Annotated in this window: 16 protein-coding genes; 10 read left to right on the top strand and 6 right to left on the bottom strand. The window is 73.6% G+C overall.

The window, feature by feature from the left end:
• The first annotated feature begins 15 nt into the window (after positions 1 to 15).
• Positions 16 to 1701, top strand: coding sequence for a thiopeptide-type bacteriocin biosynthesis protein (locus AC07A6_RS08210; protein ID WP_478776509.1), 1686 nt, complete (start codon positions 16 to 18; stop codon positions 1699 to 1701).
• Positions 1702 to 2070: 369 nt separating this feature from the next.
• Positions 2071 to 4068 (top strand): DNA helicase RecQ, encoded by a 1998-nt coding sequence (gene recQ, locus AC07A6_RS08205; protein ID WP_478776508.1) that lies wholly within the window; start codon positions 2071 to 2073, stop codon positions 4066 to 4068.
• Between the two features lie 298 nt (positions 4069 to 4366).
• On the opposite strand, the gene AC07A6_RS08200 is transcribed toward recQ, so the two are convergent.
• Positions 4367 to 6748, bottom strand: coding sequence for an ATP-binding cassette domain-containing protein (locus AC07A6_RS08200; protein WP_478776507.1), 2382 nt, complete (start codon positions 6746 to 6748; stop codon positions 4367 to 4369).
• A gap of 271 nt (positions 6749 to 7019) precedes the next feature.
• Here AC07A6_RS08200 and AC07A6_RS08195 point away from each other — a divergent pair, with 271 nt between their 5' ends.
• On the top strand, positions 7020 to 7961 hold the full coding sequence (locus AC07A6_RS08195) for an NAD-dependent epimerase/dehydratase family protein (protein ID WP_478776506.1): 942 nt from the start codon (positions 7020 to 7022) through the stop codon (positions 7959 to 7961).
• A gap of 83 nt (positions 7962 to 8044) precedes the next feature.
• Positions 8045 to 11338: an aminotransferase class I/II-fold pyridoxal phosphate-dependent enzyme gene (locus AC07A6_RS08190; RefSeq protein ID WP_478776523.1), complete on the top strand. Its 3294-nt coding sequence runs from the start codon at positions 8045 to 8047 to the stop codon at positions 11336 to 11338.
• Positions 11339 to 11345: 7 nt separating this feature from the next.
• Here the strand turns inward: AC07A6_RS08190 and AC07A6_RS08185 are convergent, their stop codons facing one another.
• The 5 genes from AC07A6_RS08185 to AC07A6_RS08165 all read right to left on the bottom strand — a co-directional run bounded on the left by AC07A6_RS08185 (position 11346) and on the right by AC07A6_RS08165 (position 15653).
• Positions 11346 to 11918: a toxin gene (locus AC07A6_RS08185; RefSeq protein ID WP_362466923.1), complete on the bottom strand. Its 573-nt coding sequence runs from the start codon at positions 11916 to 11918 to the stop codon at positions 11346 to 11348.
• A complete protein-coding gene (locus AC07A6_RS08180) occupies positions 11915 to 12367 on the bottom strand; it encodes a helix-turn-helix domain-containing protein (RefSeq protein ID WP_478776505.1) in 453 nt (150 codons plus the stop codon). Before AC07A6_RS08180 ends, AC07A6_RS08185 begins: the two co-directional genes overlap by 4 nt.
• 306 nt (positions 12368 to 12673) lie before the next feature.
• On the bottom strand, positions 12674 to 13828 hold the full coding sequence (locus AC07A6_RS08175) for an MAB_1171c family putative transporter (protein ID WP_362466925.1): 1155 nt from the start codon (positions 13826 to 13828) through the stop codon (positions 12674 to 12676).
• Positions 13829 to 13869: 41 nt separating this feature from the next.
• Positions 13870 to 14598, bottom strand: a complete 729-nt coding sequence (locus AC07A6_RS08170) for a TetR/AcrR family transcriptional regulator (protein ID WP_478776504.1) — start codon at positions 14596 to 14598, stop codon at positions 13870 to 13872.
• Between the two features lie 107 nt (positions 14599 to 14705).
• Positions 14706 to 15653: a methionyl-tRNA formyltransferase gene (locus tag AC07A6_RS08165; RefSeq protein WP_478776503.1), complete on the bottom strand. Its 948-nt coding sequence runs from the start codon at positions 15651 to 15653 to the stop codon at positions 14706 to 14708.
• A 269-nt stretch (positions 15654 to 15922) separates the two neighbouring features.
• Between AC07A6_RS08165 and AC07A6_RS08160 the strand changes: the two genes are divergently transcribed.
• From AC07A6_RS08160 to AC07A6_RS08135, 6 genes are all read left to right on the top strand, one after another.
• Positions 15923 to 17281: a lysine N(6)-hydroxylase/L-ornithine N(5)-oxygenase family protein gene (locus tag AC07A6_RS08160; protein WP_478776502.1), complete on the top strand. Its 1359-nt coding sequence runs from the start codon at positions 15923 to 15925 to the stop codon at positions 17279 to 17281.
• A gap of 23 nt (positions 17282 to 17304) precedes the next feature.
• Complete coding sequence (locus AC07A6_RS08155) at positions 17305 to 18363, top strand: FecCD family ABC transporter permease (protein ID WP_362466932.1); 1059 nt, start codon at positions 17305 to 17307, stop codon at positions 18361 to 18363.
• Complete coding sequence (locus AC07A6_RS08150) at positions 18360 to 19421, top strand: FecCD family ABC transporter permease (RefSeq protein WP_386270763.1); 1062 nt, start codon at positions 18360 to 18362, stop codon at positions 19419 to 19421. Before AC07A6_RS08155 ends, AC07A6_RS08150 begins: the two co-directional genes overlap by 4 nt.
• Before the next feature lie 38 nt (positions 19422 to 19459).
• Positions 19460 to 20311 carry an ABC transporter ATP-binding protein gene (locus AC07A6_RS08145; protein WP_478776501.1) on the top strand — a complete coding sequence of 284 codons (852 nt, stop codon included), beginning with the start codon at positions 19460 to 19462 and terminating at the stop codon, positions 20309 to 20311.
• A 103-nt stretch (positions 20312 to 20414) separates the two neighbouring features.
• Complete coding sequence (locus tag AC07A6_RS08140) at positions 20415 to 21551, top strand: iron-siderophore ABC transporter substrate-binding protein (RefSeq protein WP_478776500.1); 1137 nt, start codon at positions 20415 to 20417, stop codon at positions 21549 to 21551.
• Positions 21548 to 23356: an ABC transporter ATP-binding protein gene (locus tag AC07A6_RS08135; RefSeq protein WP_362466936.1), complete on the top strand. Its 1809-nt coding sequence runs from the start codon at positions 21548 to 21550 to the stop codon at positions 23354 to 23356. The genes AC07A6_RS08140 and AC07A6_RS08135 overlap by 4 nt, the downstream gene beginning before the upstream one ends.
• Positions 23357 to 23378: the final 22 nt, after the last annotated feature.

The raw sequence follows: 23378 nt of genomic DNA, 5'->3' as shown, positions 1-23378 counted from the left end.
GGACGTGACGCCGTGATGACCCCCGACACCTGGCACAGCCACCACCTCTACCTGCACTCCGCCACCGAGGACACGGACGCGTTCCTGGTCCACGGGGCGGCCCCGCTCCTCGACGGGCTCGTCGCGGCGGGCGAGGCCGCCGGATGGTTCTTCATCCGCTACGGCGAGGGCGGACCCCACGTACGCGTCCGGGTCCGCGGCCTCGGCGCCGCTGCCGCCGCCGCGCTCCCCGGCGAACTGGCCCGTGCGGCGAAGGCGGTGCCCGAGGTGCCGGGCCCCTGGCCGTCCCGCCACGGCGAGGTCCGCGCCGTCCCGTACGAACCGGAGACCGATCGCTACGGCGGCCCGCGGGCGCTGCCCGTCGCCGAGGAGGTCTTCGAGGCCTCCACCCGGGCGGCCCTCGACACCCTGCGCGCCCTGCCCGCCGGCGGCGGAACCGGAGCCCGGCTGACCGCCGCCGCCGACCTGGCGCACACGACGGTGCACGCGCTCGGCACGGACCCGCTCACCGCGGCGAGATGGCTGCGCGGGCACGCCGCCGGCTGGCGGTGGGTCACCGAGGTGCCGCTGCTGCCCGCCGCGTCCGTCCACACCCGGGTCAACACCGTGTACGCGGCGCAGCGCACCGGCCTCGGGCGGCGGGCCGGGGAACTGCGCGAGCGGCTCGGCGCGGGCACCGCGGCGCCCCGCCTCCTGCGGTGGGCGGCCGCGGTCCGCGGGGCCGACGGACGGCTGCGGGACCTGGGGGAGGAGCTGCGGGCCTGGGTGTGGGGCTCACAGCTCCACATGCTGTTCAACCGGCTCGGGATCACCCCCGACGAGGAGCGGGCCGTGTGCCGGCTGGCCGCCCGCACCCTGCTGGAGACGGAGGAGACGGAGGAGGCACCCGACTACTTCCCGGAGGGCCGCACCGCCGCCGACTTCCGCTACCTGGAGAGGAGCAAGTTCCAGATCGGCCGTGGCGAGGACAGCGAACTGCGCGACCTCCCGGAGGGCGCCGGACGGGCGTGGACGGACCGCGCGTGGGCCGCGGGGCCCGAACTGGCCCTGCCCGCCGCCCCGCTGCCCGAGGTGCCGCTGTCCGCCGTGCTGGCAGCCCGCACCTCGATGCGCGGCCGGCTCCGGGGACCGCTGGACGCCGCGACCCTGGGCTCACTGCTGTGGCACTCCCTCGCCGAGAGCGCCCGCACCGAGCAGCCGGACCCGGACGGCGGCCCGCCGCTGACCCTGTCCCACCGTCCGTACCCGAGCGCGGGCGCCCTCTACACCGCCCGGGTACGGCTGCTGGTGTTCGACGTGGCGGGGGTCCCGGCGGGTACGTACGACTGCCTGCCGGAGCGGCGCGCCCTGCGCCCGGTCGGCCCGGCGCCGGCCGTGGCCGACCTCAAGGCGCTCTCCACGTACCTGTCCCGGCCGGACACGGCCCCCCACTGGATCGGCGTCGACGAGGCGCCCGCGGTCCTGGCCGTGTACGCGGACCTCGGCCTGCTGCGCCGCCGCTACGGCCTGCGCGCCCTGCGCCTGGCCCTGCTGGAGGCCGGCCACCTCACCCAGACCCTGCTGCTGACCGGCGCGGCGCTGGGCCTGGCCGGTACACCGCTGGGGGGATTCCATGACGACCTCGCGCACGAACTCCTGGGCCTGGACGACCTGGAGCAGCCGCTCCAGTACCTGCTGCCGCTGGGGCGGCGCACGCCCTGAGCGCCCGGGAGCCTCAAGAACATCGGGCCGCCTTGGTCCACGCCGCCCTGCACGGCGCGGACACCCCGGCACTGGTCCTGACCTACGCCTGGGAGCGGCTGGTCGTCGACCCCGTCCCCGGCCCCGGCGCGCCACCGACCTCCACGGCACCGAACCCGCCGCGCCGGACGTCGTCCTGGTCACCCCCGGGACCCGGCCCGTCGCCCCGGCCGGCTCCCTGCTCCCGCGGCTGTCCGGCGCACGGCGGCCCCGTGAGCGGCTTCTCGGAGATCGAACGCGAACGCCGCCGCCCCGCTGTGGCGGCTGGGTCCGGCCACCGGCCGTCCACAGGCGGGACGGGGTGTCGGCGGGGGCCGCTAGGCTTCTCGAATGGCTCTTTCGGACGCTTCCCCCGAGATCTCGGACTCCCTGCAGGTACTGCACCGCGTGTTCGGCTACACCTCCTTCCGCGGTGAGCAGGAGCAGATCATCGAGCAGGTCGCCGGGGGCGGCGACGCCCTCGTGCTGATGCCGACCGGTGGCGGCAAGTCGCTCTGCTACCAGATCCCGGCGCTCGTCAGAGAGGGCACCGGCATCGTCATCTCGCCGCTGATCGCGCTGATGCAGGACCAGGTGGACGCGCTCACCGCCCTCGGGGTGCGGGCCGGGTTCCTCAACTCCACCCAGGACCCGTACGAGCGGCAGGCCGTCGAGCAGGCCTTCCTCGCCGACGGGCTGGACCTGCTCTACCTGGCCCCCGAGCGGCTGCGCACCGAGGGCACCCAGCGGCTGCTCGACCGGGGCAAGGTGTCCCTGTTCGCCATCGACGAGGCGCACTGCGTCGCCCAGTGGGGCCACGACTTCCGGCCGGACTACCTGGCCCTGTCGATGCTGCACGAGCGGTGGCCGAAGGTGCCGCGGATCGCCCTGACCGCGACCGCCACCGAGGCCACCCACGCCGAGATCGCGAAACGGCTGGGCCTGGAGGACGCCCGGCACTTCGTCGCCAGCTTCGACCGGCCGAACATCCAGTACCGCATCGCCGCCAAGGACAAGCCGCTGGCGCAGCTGCTGGAGCTGATCAGGTCCGAGCACGACGGGGACGCCGGCGTCGTCTACTGCCTGTCGCGGTCCTCGGTGGAGAAGACCGCGGCCTTCCTGGTGGAGCAGGGCATCGACGCCGTGGCCTACCACGCCGGGATGGACGCCCGCACGCGCGCCGCGAACCAGGCGCGCTTCCTGCGCGAGGACGGCGTCGTGGTGGTGGCCACGATCGCCTTCGGCATGGGCATCGACAAGCCCGACGTGCGCTTCGTGGCCCACCTGGACCTGCCCAAGTCCGTCGAGGGCTACTACCAGGAGACCGGCCGCGCCGGCCGCGACGGCGAGCCGGCCACCGCCTGGCTCGCGTACGGCCTCCAGGACGTGGTCCAGCAGCGCAAGCTCATCGACGGCTCCGAGGGCGACGAGAACCACCGCCGCTCCCTGGCCGCGCACCTGGACGCCATGCTGGCGCTGTGCGAGACCGTCGACTGCCGGCGGGTCCGGCTGCTCGCGTACTTCGGGCAGTCCGGCGAGCCCTGCGGCAACTGCGACACCTGCCTGACGCCCGCCGAGTCCTGGGACGGGACGGTCGCCGCGCAGAAGCTGCTGTCCACGGTGTGGCGCCTTGCGCGGGAGCGGCGCCAGAAGTTCGGCGCCGGGCAGATCATCGACATCCTCCAGGGCAAGAAGACCGCCAAGGTCATCCAGTTCGACCACGACGCCCTGTCGGTGTTCGGCGTCGGCGCGGACCTGAGCACCGGGGAGTGGCGCGGGGTCGTCCGCCAGCTGCTGGCGCTGGGACTGCTGGCGGTGGAGGGCGACTACGGCACCCTCGTGCTGACGGACGCGAGCGGCGAGGTGCTGGGCGGGCGCCGCACCGTCCAGATGCGCAAGGAGAAGGCCCCGGCCGCCGCCTCCCGGAAGAAGGACTCCGGCTCGCGCTCCGGCAAGAGCGCCCGGGTCCCGGTCGACCTGCCCGCCGGGGCCGTGCCGGTCTTCGAGGCCCTGCGGGCCTGGCGGGCCGCGACGGCGCGCGAGCAGGGCGTCCCGGCGTACGTCGTCTTCCACGACGCCACGCTGCGGGAGATCGCGACGCTCCTGCCCGGCACGGTGGAGGAGCTGTCCGGGGTGGGCGGCGTCGGCGAGGCCAAGCTCGCCAAGTACGGCGAGGGCGTCATCGGGGCCCTCGCCGACTTCACCGCCGCCAAGGCGACCCAGGCCACCCAGGCTGCCGCGGCCCCGGCCCCGGCCCCGGCCGCCGCCGAAGCGGAACCCCCGCTCTCCCACGAGGACGAACCGCCCTTCGACCTGGACGAGGACCCGCCCTGGGACGACTGGCAGTAGCCCCGCCGAACCGGAACGGGATCGTCAGGCCCGCGTCAAAGATCGGTCTCCTTGTGCAAAGGGCGCGTCAGGAAGTGCGCCCAGGGGAGTCGGCCGGCCACAGACTGGTGGTGCGACGGAGCCGGACGACGGCCGGCGGCACGCCGAACGGAGCACGGTCCCACCGTGGGGGTACGGACCGGGCGACGCGGGCGCGTGCCGTCTCCGTTCGCACAGCACGGGCCGTCCGGCCTCCGGTGTGGGGATACCGGTGCCCGGACGGCCCGCGTACTGCCGGGGGAGTGCCGCCGGGAGCCGATCACGCTCCGGCGTAGGCGGCGAGGTGCTCGGCGGTGAGGGTGGAGCCGTCGGCGACGAGGTCGGCCGGCGTGCCCTCGAACACGATCCGGCCGCCGTCGTGTCCGGCACCCGGCCCGAGGTCGATGATCCAGTCCGCGTGCGCCATGACCGCCGGGTGGTGCTCGACGACGATCACCGACTTGCCGGAGTCGACCAGCCGGTCCAGCAGCCCGAGCAGCTGCTCCACGTCCGCCAGGTGCAGGCCCGTCGTCGGCTCGTCCAGGACGTAGACCCCGCCCTTGTCCGCCATGTGGGTGGCCAGCTTCAGCCGCTGCCGCTCGCCGCCCGACAGCGTGGTGAGCGGCTGGCCGAGGGTGAGGTAGCCGAGCCCGACGTCGGAGAGCCGGCCCAGGATGCGGTGCGCGGCCGGGACGCGGGCCCCGCCGGAAGCGAAGAACTCCTCCGCCTCGCGCACCGGCATCGCCAGCACCTCGCTGATGTCACGGTCCCCGAGCCGGTAGTCCAGCACCGACGCCTGGTAGCGCTTCCCCTCGCAGTCCTCGCAGGTGGAGGAGACGCCCGCCATCATCCCCAGGTCCGTGAAGACCACGCCCGCGCCGTTGCAGGCCGGGCAGGCACCCTCGGAATTGGCGCTGAACAGCGCGGGCTTCACCCCGTTGGCCTTGGCGAACGCCGAACGGATCGGGTCGAGCAGCCCTGTGTACGTCGCGGGGTTGCTGCGGCGCGAGCCGCGGATCGGGCCCTGGTCGACGGAGACCACGCCCTCCTCCGCCGGGATCGAGCCGTGCACCAGCGAGCTCTTGCCGGAGCCGGCGACCCCGGTGACCACCACCAGCACCCCGAGCGGGACGTCCACGTCGACCGCCCGCAGGTTGTGCTCGTCCGCCCCGCGGATCTCCAGGGCGCCCGAGGGCGTCCGCACCGTCTTCTTCAGGCCGGTGCGGTCGCCCAGGTGGCGGCCCGTGACCGTGCCGGAGGCCCGCAGCCCCTCCACGGTGCCCTCGAAGCAGACCGTGCCGCCCGCGGTGCCCGCCCCGGGACCGAGGTCGACGACGTGGTCGGCGATCGCGATGGTCTGCGGCTTGTGCTCCACGACCAGCACCGTGTTGCCCTTGTCGCGCAGCCGCAGCAGCAGGTCGTTCATCCGCCGGATGTCGTGGGGGTGCAGGCCGGTGGTGGGCTCGTCGAAGACGTAGGTGACGTCGGTGAGCGCCGAGCCGAGGTGGCGGATCATCTTGACGCGCTGCGCCTCGCCGCCCGAGAGGGTGCCTGCCGGGCGGTCGAGCGCGAGGTAGCCCAGGCCGATCTCCACGAAGGAGTCCAGGGTGTGCCGGAGCTTGTCCAGCAGCGGCGCCACCGAGGGCTCCTCCAGGCCGCGCACCCAGGCGGCCAGGTCGCTGATCTGCATCGCGCAGGCGTCCGCGATGCTGATCCCCCCGATCTTCGAGGAGCGGGCCTCCGCGGTGAGCCGGGTCCCCTCGCACTCGGGACAGGTGGCGAAGGTCGTGGCCCGCTCCACGAACGCCCGGATGTGCGGCTGGAGCGCTTCGACGTCCTTGGACAGCATCGACTTCTGGATCTTCGGGATCAGTCCCTCGTAGGTGAGGTTGATGCCGTCGACCTTGATCTTGGTCGGCTCCTTGTGGAGGAGGTCGGCCAGTTCCCTCTTGGTGAACTTCCGGATCGGCTTGTCCGGGTCGAAGAAGCCGCAGCCGCCGTAGATCCGCCCGTACCAGCCGTCCATGCTGTAGCCGGGAATGGTGAGCGCGCCCTCGTTGAGGGACTTGGAGTCGTCGTAGAGCTGGGTCAGGTCGATGTCGGAGACGGTGCCGCGGCCCTCGCAGCGCGGGCACATGCCGCCGGTGCGGTTGAAGGTCGCCTTCACCGTCTTCTTGGTGCCCTTCTCGACGGTGATCGCCCCGCTCGCCCGGACCGAGGGCACGTTGAAGGCGTACGCGCCGGGCGGGCCGACGTGCGGGTCGCCGAGGCGGCTGAAGAGGATGCGCAGCATCGCGTTGGCGTCGGTGGCGGTGCCGACCGTGGAGCGGGGGTCGGCGCCCATCCGCTGCTGGTCGACGATGATCGCCGTGGTCAGCCCTTCGAGCACGTCGGCATCGGGCCGCGCCTGCGTGGGCATGAAGCCCTGGACGAAGGCACTGTAGGTCTCGTTGATCATCCGCTGGGACTCGGCGGCGATCGTGTCGAACACCAGCGAGCTCTTCCCCGAGCCGGAGACGCCCGTGAACACCGTCAGCCGGCGCTTGGGGATCTCGATCGCGACGTCCTTGAGGTTGTTGACGCGTGCGCCGTGCACGCGGATCAGACCGTGGCTGTCGGCGATGTGGGGCGCGGGCGACCCCGTGTCCGTCCTCTTGGCCATGCTCTTCGTGTCTCCATCGCTCGCTCCGGCCCGTGCGGCGTGACCGCCGCCCTACGGCAGCCACGCTATGCGGGGTCCAAGGTCCGGCGCTTCTCGAATCCTGATCCGTTCCTGATCCGTCCGCCGCGTCCCGCCCCGCACCCGTGGCCCGTTCCACTGCGCAAAGCCCTCCTGACCGGCGCAAACCGCTGGGCGTCTTCAAGCCAAACGGACCGGTGCGACCGGAGGGTGCCGTACCGGGGACCGGTGCCCGCCGCGCTACTGTGCGTACGTGAACTCTCATGTCGTCATAGGTTTCGGGCCCGCCGGGGCCGCCACCGCTCGGCTGCTCGCCGAACGGGGCCACTCAGTCAAGGTCGTCACCGCCTCGGGCCGGGCCCCGGAGCCCGGCATCGAGCACATCGCAGTGGACGCCCGGGACAGCGGGCGGCTGACCGAGGTGGCGCGGGACGCCGTCGCCCTCTACAACTGCGCCTCGCCGCCCTACCACCGCTGGGCCGCTGAATGGCCCGCGCTGGCCGCCTCGTTGTGCACGGCCGCCGAGGCCACCGGTGCCGTCCTGGTCATGCTCGGCAACCTCTACGGGTACGGCCCGGTGGACGTCCCCATGACGGAGGACCTGCCGCTCGCGGCGACCGGCCCCAAGGGGCGGGTCCGCGCGGCCGTCTGGGAGCGGGCGCGCGCCCTGCACGAACAGGGCCGCGTCAAGGCCGTCGAGGTGCGGGCCTCGGACTTCTTCGGACCCGGCGTCACCGACGGCGGGCACCTGGCCGCCCGCGTCCTGCCCCCGCTGCTGCGCGGCAAGCCCGTCTCCACCCTCGGCGACCCGGACGCCCCGCACAGCTGGACCTACCTCCCCGACGTGGCCCGGGCCCTGGCCGAGGCCGCGGGCGACGAGCGCGCCTGGGGCCGGGCCTGGCACGTGCCGACCGGACCCGCGCTGTCCGTCCGCGAGATGACGCGCCGGCTGGCCGACGAGGCGGGCACCGGACCGGTCGCGGTGCGCGGGCTGCCCGCCGCCGTCCTGGCCGTCGGCGGGCTGTTCTCCCCGTTGCTGCGCGAACTCAAGGAGATCCGCTACCAGTTCGACCGTCCCTTCGTCGTCGACACGAGCGCCTGGGAAACCGCGTTCGGCGTGCGGGCCACGCCCGTCGACGAGCAGGTGAAGGCGACCGTGGCGTGGTGGCGCGAGCGCCTGGCAGCCGGCCGATGACCCCGCCCGGCCAGTCCTCCCCGCACCTGTCCCTTCCGGCCCCGCCTTCCGTGGTGACGCGCGACGACATCGCCGTCGTCGGCATGGCGTGCCGGTTCCCCGGCGCCCGCGACGTCAACCAGTACTGGCGGCTCCTGACGGACCCGCAGCCGCAGTTCTCCGGCATACCCGACTCGCGGTGGCGCGCCGCCGCCTTCCTCAGCGACGACTTCCGCGACACCTCCGCCGCCTACACGGACACCATGGCCCTGCTGCCGGACGTGGACCGGTTCGACGCCGCGCACTACGGCATCCCGCCGCGCCGGGCCAGGGCCATGGACCCCCAGCACCGGCTGCTGATCGACCTCGCCCGCGAGGCGGTCCAGGACGCCGGGTGGGAGGTCGACGGCTTCGACCGCGAGGAGACCTCGGTCATCACCGCCCTCACCGAGAGCGGCTACCGCCAGCTCAGCACCATGCGGCTGCGCATGCGCCAGCTGGCCGGCGGCGAGTTCGGGGCCCGGGCGGCCGACCCGCACTGGCAGGAGACCGTCCGCGCGGTCGACGGCCTGCACGGCACCTCCGCCGCCGGGCTGCTGCTCAACATGGGGCCGAACACCATCAGCTCGGTCTTCGACCTGCACGGCGAGAGCTACGCCCTGGACTCCGCCTGCTCCGGCGGCCTCATGGCCGTGGCCAACGCCGTGTACGCGCTGCGCGCGGGCCGCACCCGCATCGCGCTGGCGGGCGGCGCGCAGCTGGTGCTCACCCCCGACCTGCTGGTGGGCCTGTGCCGGATCGGCGCGATCTCCCGCAGCGGCCGGTGCCTGCCCTTCGGGGCGAAGGCCGACGGGTTCGTCCTCGGGGAGGGCGCCGGGATCCTGGTCCTGCGGCCCCTGTCCGACGCCCTGGCCGCCGGCGACCGCGTGTACGCGGTGATCCGGGGCATCGGCACGGCCAACGACGGGACCGTGCAGGGCGGGATGCACCCCCAGGCGGCCGGCCAGCTCCGCGCCCTGCGCCGCGCCTACCGGGACGCCGGCCTGGCACCGGACGCGGTGGACTACCTGGAGGCGCACGGCACCGGCACCACGGTCGGCGACCCCGTCGAGCTCGACGTCCTGCGCGAACTGCGCGGCGAGGGCGCCCGCCCGGCCCATCTCGGCGCCGTGAAGGCGGTGGTCGGCCACTCGCTGAACTCCGCCGGCATGGCCGGGCTCATCAAGTCCGTGCTGGCCGTGCACCGGGGAGTGATCCCGCCCCAGCCGGAGTTCGAACCGGCCGACGGCGCCCTGCTGGACTCCGCGGGGCTGACCGTCCCGACGGCACCGGTCCGCTGGCCGGAGACCGGCGGACCGCGGCGGGCCGGGGTGAGCGCCTTCGGCTTCGGCGGCACCGGCGTCCACATGGTGGTGGAGCAGGCCCCCGCCCCGGCCGTGCCCGCCGCGCCGGGGCAGGGGCCGCACGTGCTGGTGCTCACCGCCCGCGACCGGGCGGGGCTGGCCCGGCACGCCCGGGAGCTGGCCGCGGTGATCGCCGAGGACCGGCCGGAGCCGGCCGCGGTGGCGGACACCCTGGCCCGCCGGGCTCCGCTCGGGGAACGTCTGGCGCTGGTGGTGGAGGACGCCGACGACGCCGTGGCGCGGCTGACGGAGGCCGCCGCCGGGGTGGAGGCGGGGCGTACGCCGGACCCCGGGGCGGAGCGGCCCGCGGTGCCCGGGCCGCGGGTACCGCCGTGCACGCTGCCGCCGAGCCCGCTCGCCCCGCGCCGGCACTGGGCCGTGGACGAGTCGGCCCGCGAGGCGGCCGGGCCGGACGCGCCCGGAGCGTGGGCCGCGGAGCGGACGACGGCGGCCCCGGCGGCCGCCCCCGGCGCGGAGTCCGTCGCCACCGTCGTGCTGGAGGAGGTCTCGCGGGCCGGTGTCTTCCCGCTCTCGGACCTGAGCACGGGCATGTCGCTCGTGACCGACCTCGGCTTCGACTCCCTGATGCTCCAGGAGCTGGAGGTCAGCATCGGCAAGCGGGTGCCGGGCTTCCGCGCCGCGGAGCTGTTCACGCCCGGCCTCACCATCGGCCGGCTGATCGCCGTGGCGGCCGGGGAGGGGGACCAGGACGCGCCGGAGCTCCCGCCGGCCTTTGAGGAAACGATTTTTCTCGACGTGCCGCCGCAGTGGAGCCCCGACTCCGCCCGGGTCGACGAGTTCCCCGAGGTGGCCCGGTTCGAGGAGCGGCTCGAAGCGGTCGAGGGCAGCCCCGCGGGGTACCCGTACTTCCGGGTCCACGAGGGCACCATCACCGACACCACGGTGATCGGCGGCCGCCCGTACCTGTCCTTCGGCAGCTACAACTACCTCGGCCTGTCCGGCCATCCGGCGGTCAACGCGGCCGTGCACGAGGCGGTGGACCGCTACGGGACCTCCGTATCGGCGAGCCGGGTGCTCTCCGGCGAACGCGAACTGACCGTGCGGCTGGAGCGGGCGCTCACCGAGTTCCTCGGCGTCGGGGACTGCCTCACGCTGGTCAGCGGCCACGCCACCAACGTCACCGCGATCGGTCACCTCGTGGGCCCCGGCGACCTCGTGGTCCACGACGCGCTCGCCCACGACAGCATCCTCCAGGGCTGCGCCCTGTCGGGAGCCGCCCGCCGCCCCTTCGCCCACAACGACATGGGCGAGCTGGAGCGGATGCTGAGGCTCAACCGGTCCCGGTTCCGGCGGGTCCTGATCGCCGTCGAGGGCGCGTACAGCATGGACGGGGACCTCGTCGACCTGCCCGCCGTGATCGAGCTGAAGAAGCGCTTCGGCGCCCTGCTGATGGTGGACGAGGCGCACAGCATCGGCACCGTGGGCGAACACGGCCGGGGCGTCGGCGAGTTCCACGGGGTCGACCGCTCCGACGTGGACCTGTGGATGGGCACCCTCTCCAAGGCCTTCGCCAGCTGCGGCGGCTACCTCGGCGGCTCGGCCCGGATGGTGCGCTGGCTGCGCCACACGCTCCCCGGCTTCGTCTACAGCGTCGGCCTGACCCCGGCCAACGCGGCGGCGGCACTGGCCGCCACCGAGCTGATGACGGCGCAGCCGGAGCGGGTCCGGGCGCTGCGGCGCAACTCCGCGCTCTTCCTGGACCTCGCCGCCGCGGCCGGGCTGTCGACGGGCCCCAGCGCGGGCACTCCGATCGTGCCGTGCATCCTCGGGGACTCGGCGAAGACCCTGCGGGTCGCGCACGGCCTCTTCGAGCGGGGCGTGATCGCCGACCCCATCTTCCACCCGGCGGTGGAGGAGGGGCTCTCGCGGCTGCGGTTCTTCGTCACCAGCGAGCACCGCGAGGACGACATCAGGCGTGCCGTCGCCCTGCTGGCCGGGGAGGTGGCGTCCGCCTCGGGAGGTGCCGCCGGGTAAGCGCACCTCAGATCAGGGTGCGTTCGATGCGGCTGAGGGTGGCGCTCTTGGCGGGGGCGTCACCCTCCTGCGCGTCAGGGTCGGTGCCGTGCGGCTGTTCGGCGCCGCCCATGCGCTGCGAGAGCAGGTAGGCGATGATCTCCGCCTCCTGTTCCTGGACGTCGTCGTAGGTCGCGCGCAGGAGCATGTCGCGCACGATGTCGGGGTCGAGGTCGGGGAACAGGAGGCGGGCGGCCGCCTCGTCCAGTCCGCCGGCCCCGCGGTGGCAGCAGATGATGTGGCCCAGCTCGTGCAAGATGATGTGCTCCTGATGCGCGCTGGTGGTGTTGGCGTCGTAGAAGATCAGGTCCTCGTCGCGGGCGGCGACCCACATGCCGCACGGGTGCGACGAGGGCATCTGCATCGGGACCAGGATGATCGGGCGGTCGCGGACCTCGCCGAGGTGGCGGCAGAGCTCGGCGACGTCGGGGGCCTCGGGGAGGTCGAGTTCGGCGAGCCTGCGGGCCCCGGCCTTGCGCAGCTTCTTCAGCCGGCTGCGGCGGTCGTGGTCGGCGGCCCGCTCCTTCCAGACGCCCCTCATTCGGGGTCGTTGGAGTCGGTGACGGGGGGAAGGCCCTGCAGCTGCCGGTACTGGTCCATGATGGCCGTGATCGCGGCGAGGTTCTCCTTCTTCATGCCCGCCGCGCGCATCGCCACGGCGCGGACGCCGGACTGGCGCAGTGCCTCGATGGCGGCCACCTGGCTGAGCACGGACTCGGCGACCTTGTCGTCGAAGAAGTAGGCGACCGAGACGCCGAAGAAGCGCGCGAGGGCGGCCAGGAGGTCGGGCGAGGGGTTGGAACGCTTGCCGGTCCGCAGCTGGGACAGGTAGACACCGCCGACCTTGAGTTCGGGGTTGGCCCGCTTGAGCTCCTCCGCCACCTCGGCGTTCGTCCAGTGCTTGCCCTTGGGGCGGACGGTCTTGAAGAGGTCGTCGAGGCGCGTCGCGAGCAGGGGCCGGTCGTCGGCCTCGGTCTCGGTGTCGGTCATGGTGATCCTTCCTCCCGTCACCTCCTCGGTATAGCCCTTGGCTATACGTCAGTTTCACAGATTAGCGGTCAGTTGACAATTGGGCTGGACTCCGCCAACGTTGGGTCTCGCCGATAGCTGGCAGTTAACTCGACTCACGGGGGTTTGTCGGTTGGCTTGCCGGTGAAAAACGGACTGGCCCGGCCCTCGGGGGATGGGCCGGGCCAGTCCGGGCGGTGAACCGCCCGTCCCGCCCCGTGCGGAGACGGGGGGTAACGGGGGAGCTGCCCGCCCGGTTTGACGGGGGATGCAAACCGGGCGGGCGCTTCAACTCGCGGTGCCGAGCTTACTGTAGGCAGCCGCCACTTTGGTGAGCCATGCGACCTCCGCCGTGAAGTTGTCGGTGTCGCGGTCGTCGAAATCGCCGGCGTCCTTGTTGTCGTGAGGGACGGTGCCGTTCCGCTTCGCCAGCAGGGCCTGCTTGATCTGCGCCGCTTCCGTGAACGCCTGCCGCAGCTCCTCGCTGGCGTCCTTGCCGGGCCCCCCCGAACCGGGGGCGGTGCGGTCGATGTAGGGGCGCAGATCCCGCCACCCGTCGCGTATCTCCACGACCCGGCGGTGCAGCCGGTAGTCCATCTCGGAGACCGAGGCGCCCGGCGGCTCCAGCGCGATGTCCGGGGAGGACTCGTACAGGTCCCGCCACAGCGGGTACAGCGCCCGGTAGGACCGGTAGCTGCGCGCCCAGTCCAGCAGCCGGGTGGCCGAGGGGCCCCAGGAGGAGTTGGTCAGGCTCAGCGACAGGATCACGATGCCCGTCGCGCTGAAGATGTTCGACGCGAGCTTCCAGACGCCGATGTCGATCCCCGCCGCCGACGTCAGGATGTTGACCGTCCTCGCCGAGCAGTACAGGAAGAGGACCACGGCGGCGACGCGCAGCATCCGCAGCGCCTGCCGCAGCGAGGCGTTGTCGGTCATCTCGGCGTAGGGGCCGCACTGGCGGAAGATCGTGACGCAGGGAACCGCCTGCGACACGATGAAGGCCAGCAGGTACGTGAGCACCAGCGGCTGGCCGCTGCCCGTGTCGAAGTCGGAGGACGGCCGGTTCGTGCCGTCCGCGAGCAGGAACAGCGCGACGAGCCCCACGTTCAGCGCGAAGCCGGTGACGGTCCACCAGCGCGCCCTGCGCAGCGCCTCCTCGTCGGCGTCCGCCCACTTCAGCAGGATGATCTGCGAGCTGACGCAGAAGGCCACCGCCGCCAGGTGCATGAGGAGGATGGCGAGGTTGCCGACGCCGAGGATGCTGCCGCCGCCCATGGCGACGGCGCCCATGGTGAAGGTCAGGCACTGGAGCAGGAGGGTGGTGATCAGCGCGCGGTAGGCGCTGTCCCGCCAGCTGCGGCGCGCCTGGCACAGCCGGTAGACGAGCGCCGCGTACGACGAGAGCGCCGCGATGACGAAGCAGAGGGTTCTGGTGGTGTTCACGTCCTGGATTTTCTGCGGGTGCCGTGTAGGGGGCGGACGGGTCAGGCGGTCTTCTCGGTCAGGGGGACGTCGAGTCCGACGCTCTCGGCCGCCACGGCGATCGCGTAGTCGAAGAAGGCGGCCTCGTCGCTGACGCTGTCGTGGGTGCGGCTGAAGACCTGGAAGACCAGCAGGCCGATCAGGTTGCTCCACAGCACGATGCCGCGCTCGATGATGTCCGAGAACGGAGCCCCGGGCACGCCGCCGAAGGCCGCCACGGCCTCGGGCAGCAGGAGCCGGCGGGCGGGCGGCGTCCGCCGGGGCGGGGTGAGTTCACCGGCCTCCAGGGCCGAGCGGATGACCCCGGCGAGCACGGCGGGCGTCCGGGAGGCGGGCGGGACCGTGTCCTGCGGCGCGTGGTAGCCGGGTACGGGCGAGCCGTAGATCAGGGTGAACTCGGCCGGGTTCTCGAACGACCACTGCCGCAGCGCCCGCGTGGCCGCGAGCAGCCGCGCACCCGCCGGGGCCCCCGCGGCCGCGGCGTCGGCGTCGGCACGCTCCATCGCGGCGCCGGAGGCGTCGTACGCGTCGATGACCAGGGCGGTCAACAGGTCGTCGCGGTGCGGGAAGACGGCTTCCACTTCCGTGACGGCGAGGCCGCACTCGTGCGCGACGGCCTCCGGGGACAGCCCTGCGGCCCCCCGCTCCGCCAGCTGCGCACGCGCGGCGTCCAGGATCCGGGCCGCCTGGCCCGTGCGTTCGGGATTCGAACTCTTTGCGGAAACGTCCATGCCGGAACCGTACCGGCCGGGGGTCGGCGGCCGTGAGCGCGCCCGCCCGGACGCCCGGGCCGGGCGCCCGGTTCAGGCCACCGCGCGCGCCCGCCCGCCCCCGGGGGTCAGGGCGTGCGGGTCAGGTAGCCGCCCATGGAGGTGAAGTACTCGGCCGCGGGCAGTTCCCGCCCGTCCTCGGTGCGCACGCGCGTGATGGCCAGGCCGTGGTTGCGGCCGGTGGCGGCGTCGGCGCCGGCGACGATCACCACGCCGTCGCCCTCGCGGTAGAAGATCCGGCCGGGCGTGCCGCCGTACCGGGCGCGGGAGACCCTGGCGGCCAGGACCTCGACGCGCCGGCCCCGGTGGAAGGTGAAGGCGCTGGGGTACGGGTCGGACTGGGCGCGGACCAGGCGTTCGAGGGTCTGGGCGGGCCAGGTCCAGTCGATGCGGCCGTCCTCGACGGAGCGCTTGTGGAAGAAGCTCGCCTGCGCGCGGTCCTGGCGGGTGAACTCCCGCTGTCCGGAGGCGATCAGGCCGAGCGCGCCGATGGTGACCGGGGCGATCAGGTCGACGGTCTTGTGGAAGAGGTCGGTGGCGGTGTCCTCCGGTCCGACCGGGACCGCCTCCTGCCGCACGATGTCGCCGGCGTCGAGTTCGTCGTTCATCATGTGCGCGGTGACGCCCACTTCGGTCTCCCCGTTGATCAGGGCCCAGATCAGCGGGGAGAAGCCGGCGTACTTCGGGAGCAGCGAGTCGTGCACGTTCAGCGTGCCGTGGCGGGGGAGGCCGAAGACGCGCGGGGGGATCCAGGTGCGCCAGTTGTTGGCGACGATGACGTCCGGGTCGGCCGCCTTGAGGCGCTCGAACAGCTCCTCGTCGTCGGGCCGGTTGCGCAGCAGCACCGGGACGCCGTGCTCCTCGGCGAGGTCGGCGACGGAGTCGCTCCAGATCTTCTCGTAGACGTGCTCGCTCCTGGGGTGCGTGACGACCAGCACCACGTCGTGTTCGGAGTCCAGGAGGGCTTGCAGGGTGCGGTGCCCCCACGTCTGGTAGCCGAACATGACGACCCGCATGGAGTTCCTCCTCAGCGCAGGGGGTTGGCCGCCGGTCAGTTAAGCAAGGCTTGCCTAAGCGCGCAACGGGGCGCATTGAGGGGCGCGTTGGCGTCGGCGTGCTCCCGCCGGCCCCGGCAGGCCCCTCGACAGCCGCGAGAACATCAGCTTAGCCTTACCTAAGTTTCGGGCCGGGCCCCGGCCGGCGGGCCCCCTTCCCGTACGTCCCCGCTGCCCGACCGACGGCCGCCGCGCGGCGCTGCGGCCACCCCCCGCACGATGGGAGTGACATGGCACAGGCTCGTCCCGGCGACGCCCCTCCGATCCACGACCTCGTAGGCATCGGCTTCGGGCCCTCGAACGTGGCCATGGCGATCGCGCTCAGCGAGCACAACGCACGCGTCGGCAGACAGGACGCCGTCACCGCCCAGTTCTTCGAGGTGCAGCCGCGCTTCGGCTGGCACCGGGGCATGCTCATCGACGACGCCACCATGCAGGTGTCCTTCCTCAAGGACCTGGTGACCCTGCGGAACCCGGCCAGCGGGTTCAGCTTCCTGTGCTACCTCAAGAGCAGGGGCCGGCTGGTCGACTTCATCAACCACAAGAGCCTCTTCCCCCTGCGGGTGGAGTTCCACGACTACCTGGAATGGGCGGCGGCCCAGGTCGACGACATGGTCTGCTACGGCCACGAGGTCGTGGGGGTGACCCCCGTCCTGTCGGACGGGGTCGTGGAACACCTCGACGTCACCGTCCGCTCGGGCGAGGGGCTCGCCCTGCACCGGGCCCGCAACCTCGTCATCGGCACCGGGCTGCGCCCCCTGATGCCGGAGGGCGTGGAACGCACGGAGCACGTCTGGCACACCTCCGAACTGCTGACCAGGGTCGAGGAGATGGCGGGGGCCGCGCCCTCCCGGTTCGTCGTCGTGGGTGCGGGGCAGAGCGCCGCGGAGAACGTGGCCTACCTGCACCGGCGCTTCCCCGGGGCCGAGGTCTGCGCCGTCTTCACCCGCTACGGCTACAGCCCCGCCGACGACAGCGGTTTCGCCAACCGGATCTTCGACCCGGAGGCGGTCGACGAGTTCTTCACCGCCCCCGAGGACGTCAAGCGCGGCCTGATGGACTACCACCGCAACACCAACTACTCGGTGGTGGACATCGACCTGATCGACGACCTGTACCGGCAGATGTACCAGGAGAAGGTCCTCGGCACCGAGCGCCTGCGCTTCCTCAACGTCTCCCGGCTGACGGAGGTGAAGGAGGCCCCCGGCGCCGGCGTACGGGCCACCGTGCGGTCCCTGGTCACCGGCGAGGAGACCCTCCTGGACGCCGACGCCGTGGTCTTCGCCACCGGCTACCGGCCCGCCGACCCCCTCGGCCTCCTCGGAGAGGTCGCCGACCGCTGCCTGCGGGACGAGGAGGGGCGCGTACGCGTCGGACGCGACTACCGCATCGGCACCGAACCGGGCGTGCGCTGCGGCATCTACGTACAGGGCGGAACCGAGCACACGCACGGCATCACCTCCTCCCTGCTGTCCAACACCGCCGTCAGGGTCGGCGAGATCCTCGACTCGCTCCTCGGCCGGAGTCCCGGATCCGGCTCCGTCGCGGCCAGGACCGTCGCGGACGGCACCGGCCGCACCGCCCGCTAGCGGAAGGGAGGGTTCACGAGGACATGGGCACGAGCACGGTGGAACGCCGGGCCGCCGGGGGTGCCTCCCGGGTGCCGCGCCGACGGCGGGTGGGGCCGGGCACGCTGGTGGCGGTCCTGCTGGCGGCCGCCCTGGTCTCGCTGGCCGTCGGCGCCCGCGCGCTGACCCCCGCGGAGGTCTGGCAGGGCCTGTTCGCGGCGCCGGACCCCGACCGCAGGCTCACCGAGATCAGGCTCATCGTGCAGACCGTACGGGTGCCCCGGACGGTGCTCGCGATCGTGGCGGGCACCGCCCTGGGGGTCGGCGGGGCGCTGATCCAGGGGTACACGCGCAACCCGATCGCCGACACGGGCCTGCTGGGGGTGAACTCCGGAGCCTCGTTCGCCGTGGTGACCGTCATCGCGGTGTTCGGGCTCACCAGCCCGTTCCAGTACGTGTGGTTCGCCTTCCTGGGGGCGGCGGTGGCCGGGGCCGTCGTGTTCGGGCTGGCGAGCATCGGGCGGGGGGCCGGCCATCCGCTGACCCTGGCACTGGCCGGGCAAGGGGTGACGGTGTTCCTCGCGGCGATGACCACGGCGGTCGCGCTGTCGGACCAGGCGTCGCTGAACGCGCTGCGGTTCTGGAACGCGGGCTCCGTTTCCGGGGTCGGCTTCGACGTCATCCGGCCGGTGGCCGCGTTCGTCGCGGCCGGGCTGGTACTGGCCCTGGTCACCCTGCCCGCGGTCAACCTGCTGAACCTGGGGGACGACGTGGCGCGCGGGCTCGGCGTGAACATCACGCTGGTGCGGACCGCCGGCATCGTCGCGATCACCCTGCTGGCGGGCGCGGCGACGGCGGCGTGCGGCCCCATCGCGTTCCTCGGCCTGATGGTGGCCCACGTGGCCCGGTACCTGGCCGGGCCGGACTACCGCCGGCTCGTGCCGTATGCGGGCCTGCTCGGCGCGATCGTCCTGCTGGTCTGCGACATCGCGGGACGTCTGGTGGTGCGGCCGGGCGAGCTGGACGCGGGGGTCCTGGTGGCCCTGCTCGGGGCGCCGTTCTTCGCGGTGCTGGTGTGGCGCGGGAGGTTCAGGAGCGCGTGAACGGGGCGGACGTGAGGGCAGTGGTGGCGCCGGGCGTGCGGCTCGGCCGGGTGTCGTTCGTGTGGCGGCCGTGGATCGCGGCGGTCACCCTGCTGCTGGCCGCGGCGGTCTTCCTGCTGGGCTGCCTGTCCATCGGCGTGGGGGAGTTCCCCATCGCCCTGCCGCAGGTGATCGCCACCGTCCTGGGCGGCGGCGAAAGGGTCGACCAGTTCGTGATCATGGACCTGCGGATGCCGAGGGCGCTGGCCGGGCTGGTCGTGGGCGTGGCCCTCGGGGTGTCCGGGGCGATCACCCAGTCCGTCGCGCGCAATCCGCTGGCCAGCCCGGACATCCTGGGGATCACCGGCGGCGCCGGCATGGTGGCGGTCTTCCTGGTCACGGTATCGGGAGGGGCCGCCGCGGCGGTCGCCGACGCGGTGGGCCTGTCGGCCGCGGCGCTCGCGGGCGGGCTCGGCGCGGGCCTGCTGGTCTACTTCCTGGCGTGGCGGCGGGGGATCGACGGCTTCCGGCTGATCCTGATCGGCATCTCGGTCAGCGCCGTCACGGAGGCGGTCACGACCTGGCTGCTGGTCACGGCCGACATCCGGGACGTGGCCCGGGCGCAGGCGTGGCTGATCGGCTCGCTGGACGGCCGCTCGTGGGGCGAGGTCCGGGTGGCGTTCTGGTGCACCGTCGTGCTGCTGGGGGTGGTGGCGTGCGCGGCCTTCCAGTTCAAGCCGCTGCACCTGGGCGACGAGATCGCCGCCGGGCTGGGCGTGCGCCACTCGGCCGTACGGGCCGTGCTGCTGCTGTGCGCGGTGCTGCTGGCCGGTGTCGCGGTGAGTGCGGCGGGCCCGGTCCCGTTCGTGGCGCTGGTGGCGCCGCAGGCGGCGATGCGTCTGGCGAGGTGCCCGACGCCGCCGTTGGCGGCCTCCGGGCTGGTGGGGGCGCTGCTGCTGATCGGGGCGGACCTGGTCGCCCGTACGGCGCTGCCCGTCACCCTTCCCGTCGGCGTGGTCACGGCCGCGGTCGGCGGACCCTTCCTCGTATACCTGCTGGTGCGGGCCAACCTCCGCTAGCGGGCACGGATTCGGGCACACACGGAACAGGGGGACCAGTGGCAGCGGAGCACGGAACCGGGGGCGCCGGCGGGGCCGGCGGCGCCTCCCGGCTGGCCGCCAGGGGCGTCACGGTCGGGTACGGCGGCCGGAGCGTCATCGAGGACCTCGACGTGGAGATCCCGGCCGGGGTGGTCACCACCATCATCGGACCCAACGGCTGCGGGAAGTCGACCCTGCTGCGGACCCTGTCGAGGCTGCTCAGGCCGACCGGCGGAACAGTGGTGCTGGACGGCGAGGACATCGGCCGGCTCCGCACCAGGGACGTGGCGAAGAAGCTCGGCCTGCTGCCGCAGGCGCCGGTCGCGCCGGACGGGCTCACGGTGTCCGACCTGGTCGCCCGGGGCCGGCACCCGCACCAGGGCTGGCTGCGGCAGTGGTCCTCGGACGACGCCGCCGTGGTGGAGCGGGCCCTCGCCATGACCGGGGTGTCCGACCTGGCCGACCGCGCGGTGGACACCCTCTCGGGAGGGCAGCGCCAGCGCGTGTGGATCTCGATGGCGCTGGCCCAGGGCACCGACCTGCTGCTGCTCGACGAGCCGACCACCTACCTGGACCTGGCGCACGCGATCGACGTCCTCGACCTGGTGGACGACCTGCACGAGGGCGGCCGCACGGTGGTCATGGTGCTGCACGACCTCAACCTCGCCACCCGCTACAGCGACAACCTCGTGGTGATGAGGGCCGGTTCGGTCCTGGCGCAGGGCCACCCGCGCGAGGTCGTCACCGCCGGCCTGCTGCAGGAGGCGTTCGGCCTGCGCGCGGAGGTCATCGAGGACCCGGTGGGCGACCGCCCGCTCATCGTCCCGATAGGCCGCGCGCACGTGCGGCGGGGCCCGGCTCGGACATAGATACGGGCCCAAGTAAGGCTAGGCTCCCCTTAGTTGGAGCGCTAGGGTGTGGCTGCCCCAGGGCGGCACTGCAACGGACGGCACAAGAGCAAGGGATGTGCGGATGCTCCTCCAGCGAACTGCCCCACGCACGGCACCGGGAACGGCCCCGGGCACAGCACCGGCCACGGCACCGGCCACGGCACCGCGCACGGCACCGCCTGCGAACCCGTGGCGGCGGCCGGCCGCCGCCCTGTCCGCCGCGGCCCTCGGGGCCGCCCTCCTCGCCGGCTGCGGCTCCGGAACGGCGGACCCGGCCCCCGGGAAGGAGGACGGCGCCCCCGCAGCCGCGGCCGGCACCTTCCCCGTCACCGTGGAGCACGCGTTCGGGACCACCGAGGTCGCCAAGGCCCCCCGCCGGGTCGTCTCCGTCGGCTACACCGACGACCAGGCCGTCCTCGCGCTCGGCATCAAGCCGGTCGGCATGGTCGACCAGTACCCCAACCCGCCGGGCACGAGCCCCGACGTCAACACCCAGTGGCCCTGGGTCAAGGACAAGTGGGGCGACGCCCGCCCCGAGGTCGTCATGAACAACGGCGACACCGCCCCGAACTACGAGAAGATCGCCGCCCTGCGCCCCGACCTGATCATCGCCGTCTACTCCGAGATCGACCGCGCCGCCTACGACAAGCTCTCCAAGATCGCCCCCACGGTCGGCCGCACCAAGGCCGAGAAGGAGCCGTTCAGCGCCCCCTGGCAGGACAACGCCGTCCACATCGCCAAGGCCCTCGGCCAGGAACGCAAGGGCGCCGCACTGGTCAAGGGCATCCAGGACAGGCTGGACGCGGCCCGCGCCGCCCACCCCGAGTTCGCCGCCCAGACGGCCGTCGCGCTCTCCTGGTACAAGGACGCGGCGGCGCCGTTCACCACCACCGACGTACGCGGACGCCTGGTGACGGGCATCGGCTACAAGGGGCAGACCGAGATCGACAGGATCGCGGACGGCAAGTTCTTCACCGTGCTCTCCCCGGAGCGGATGGACCTGATCGACGTCGACCGCATCTTCGTCATCAACGACAAGGCCGACCAGGAAGCCCTGAAGAAGTCCGAGCTGTTCGCCAACCTCAAGGCCGTCAGGAACGGAAAGGTCTCCTACCTCCTGGACAGCGAGGGACCGGCGGTCGGCGCCGCCATGTCCCAGGGCACCCTGCTCTCCCTGCCCTACGCGATCGACGAACTCGTCAAGTCGGCCGGGCAGTGAGTGCCACCGCGACCGGCACCGACACCCGCCCCGCCCCGTCGGCCCTGCGCACGACGACGGGCCGCGAGGCCGCCCGCTGGGTCGCGGCGCACTGCCGCGACCGGCCCTGGCTGACCTCCGCCACCGTGCTCAGCACGGTGGCGGGGGCCGCGCTCCAGGTGCTCCCGCTGCTGCTGCTCGGCCGGGTGGTCGACGCGGCCGCCGCCGGCGGACCCCGCTCCGTCCTGTTCACCACCGGGGCCGTGATGGCGGCCGCCGCGCTGGGCGGCGCGGTGGCCGCCGCCCTCTCCACGTACCTCGTCGGACGGCTCGGAGCGGACCTCCTCGCCCGGCTGCGCGAGGGCGCCGTCCGGGCCGTCCTGGCCATGCCCAGCACCCGGATCGAGCAGGTCGGCCGCGGCGACGTCCTCTCCCGCGTCGGCGACGACGTCGCCGTGCTGTCCCGGGGCATCCGCTCGGCCGTGCCCACGGTGTTCTCCGCCGGAGTGCTCGTCGCCATCGCCACGGCCGGCATGTTCGGCCTGGACTGGCGGCTCGGCCTGGCCGGCGCCGGCGCGCTCCCCGCGTACGCGCTCGCCCTGCGCTGGTACCTGCCCCGCTCCGCCCCCCTCTACCGCCGGCAGCGCGCCGTCCAGGCCGACCGGGCACAGGCGCTGATCAGCGGGCTCGACGGGATCGACACGGTCCGGGCCTACCGGCTCGAAGGAGCCGTCCGCGAGAAGGTCACCGCCGAGTCCTGGCGGGTGCGCGAGCTCGGCATCGAGGTGTTCCGGCTCTTCGGCCGCTTCGTCGGCCGGGAGAACCGGGCCGAGTTCATCGGACTGGTCCTGATCATCCTGGTGGGCTACGCCCTGCTGGAGGCCGGCGCCGCGACCCTGGGCGAGGTGGCGGCGGCCCCGCTGGTGTTCCACCGGCTCTTCACCCCGCTCGGCTCCATCATGTTCACCTTCGACGAGGCCCAGAAGTCCGGCGCGAGCCTGACCCGGCTCGTCGGCGTGCTCGGGGAAGGCGCCGCCGGCCGGCTCGTGGGCGCACCGGCCGCCGCACCGGCGGGGGACGGCGCCCACCCGGTCACCGTCAAGGGCCTGACCTTCACCTACCCCGGCGCCGAGGAGCCGGTGCTGCGGGACGTCGACCTGGCGATCCCGGCGGGCGGCTCCCTCGCCCTGGTCGGGGCCACCGGCGCCGGCAAGTCCACCCTGGCCGCGCTCGTCGCGGGCATCGGCACCCCGCAGGCGGGCTCCGTGCACATCGGCCCGGCCGACCTCGCCGACCTCGACGAGGCAGGAGCCCGGGCCCTGGTGAGCATCCTGACCCAGGAGACGCACGTCTTCTCCGGGACGCTCGCCGACGACCTGCGCCTCGCCGCACCCGGGGCGTCCGACGCCGAACTGGCGGACGCCCTGCGCACCGTCGGCGCCGACGAGTGGGCCGGGGCCCTGCCCGACGGGCTGGACACCCCGGTCGGCGAGGGCGGCGAACGGCCGGACGCCACCCTGGTCGCCCGGATCGCCCTCGCCCGGCTGGTGCTGGGCCGCACCCCCGTGGTGGTGCTCGACGAGTCCACCGCGGAGGCGGGCAGCGAGGGCGCCGCCGGACTGGAACGGGCCGTGCGCGCCGCCTGCGCGGGCCGCACCACCCTGTTCGTGGCGCACCGGCTGACCCAGGCGATGGCGGCGGACCGGATCGCCGTACTGGACGCGGGACGCGTGGCCGAACAGGGCACCCACGAGGAACTGGTCGCCCTGGGCGGCCGGTACGCGGACCTGTGGCGGGCCTGGCGCGAAGGAAGCCGGCCCACCTGACCCGGTGGGCCGCCGTATCGAA

The sequence above is a fragment of the Streptomyces sp. NPDC044002 genome (assembly GCF_056434525.1).
The sequence above is the reverse complement of the archived record's forward strand: the minus strand, read 5'-3'. Positions and strand labels throughout refer to the sequence as shown.

Bases quoted from the DNA above. Each gene is read 5' to 3' on its own strand.
- AC07A6_RS08210 (WP_478776509.1), top strand. From the start codon at position 16: ATGACCCCCGACACCTGGCACAGCCACCACCTCTACCTGCACTCCGCC.
- recQ (WP_478776508.1), top strand. From the start codon at position 2,071: ATGGCTCTTTCGGACGCTTCCCCCGAGATCTCGGACTCCCTGCAGGTA.
- AC07A6_RS08200 (WP_478776507.1), bottom strand. From the start codon at position 6,748: ATGGCCAAGAGGACGGACACGGGGTCGCCCGCGCCCCACATCGCCGAC.
- AC07A6_RS08190 (WP_478776523.1), top strand. From the start codon at position 8,045: ATGGCGTGCCGGTTCCCCGGCGCCCGCGACGTCAACCAGTACTGGCGG.
- AC07A6_RS08185 (WP_362466923.1), bottom strand. From the start codon at position 11,918: ATGAGGGGCGTCTGGAAGGAGCGGGCCGCCGACCACGACCGCCGCAGC.
- AC07A6_RS08180 (WP_478776505.1), bottom strand. From the start codon at position 12,367: ATGACCGACACCGAGACCGAGGCCGACGACCGGCCCCTGCTCGCGACG.
- AC07A6_RS08170 (WP_478776504.1), bottom strand. From the start codon at position 14,598: ATGGACGTTTCCGCAAAGAGTTCGAATCCCGAACGCACGGGCCAGGCG.
- AC07A6_RS08165 (WP_478776503.1), bottom strand. From the start codon at position 15,653: ATGCGGGTCGTCATGTTCGGCTACCAGACGTGGGGGCACCGCACCCTG.
- AC07A6_RS08160 (WP_478776502.1), top strand. From the start codon at position 15,923: ATGGCACAGGCTCGTCCCGGCGACGCCCCTCCGATCCACGACCTCGTA.
- AC07A6_RS08155 (WP_362466932.1), top strand. From the start codon at position 17,305: ATGGGCACGAGCACGGTGGAACGCCGGGCCGCCGGGGGTGCCTCCCGG.
- AC07A6_RS08140 (WP_478776500.1), top strand. From the start codon at position 20,415: ATGCTCCTCCAGCGAACTGCCCCACGCACGGCACCGGGAACGGCCCCG.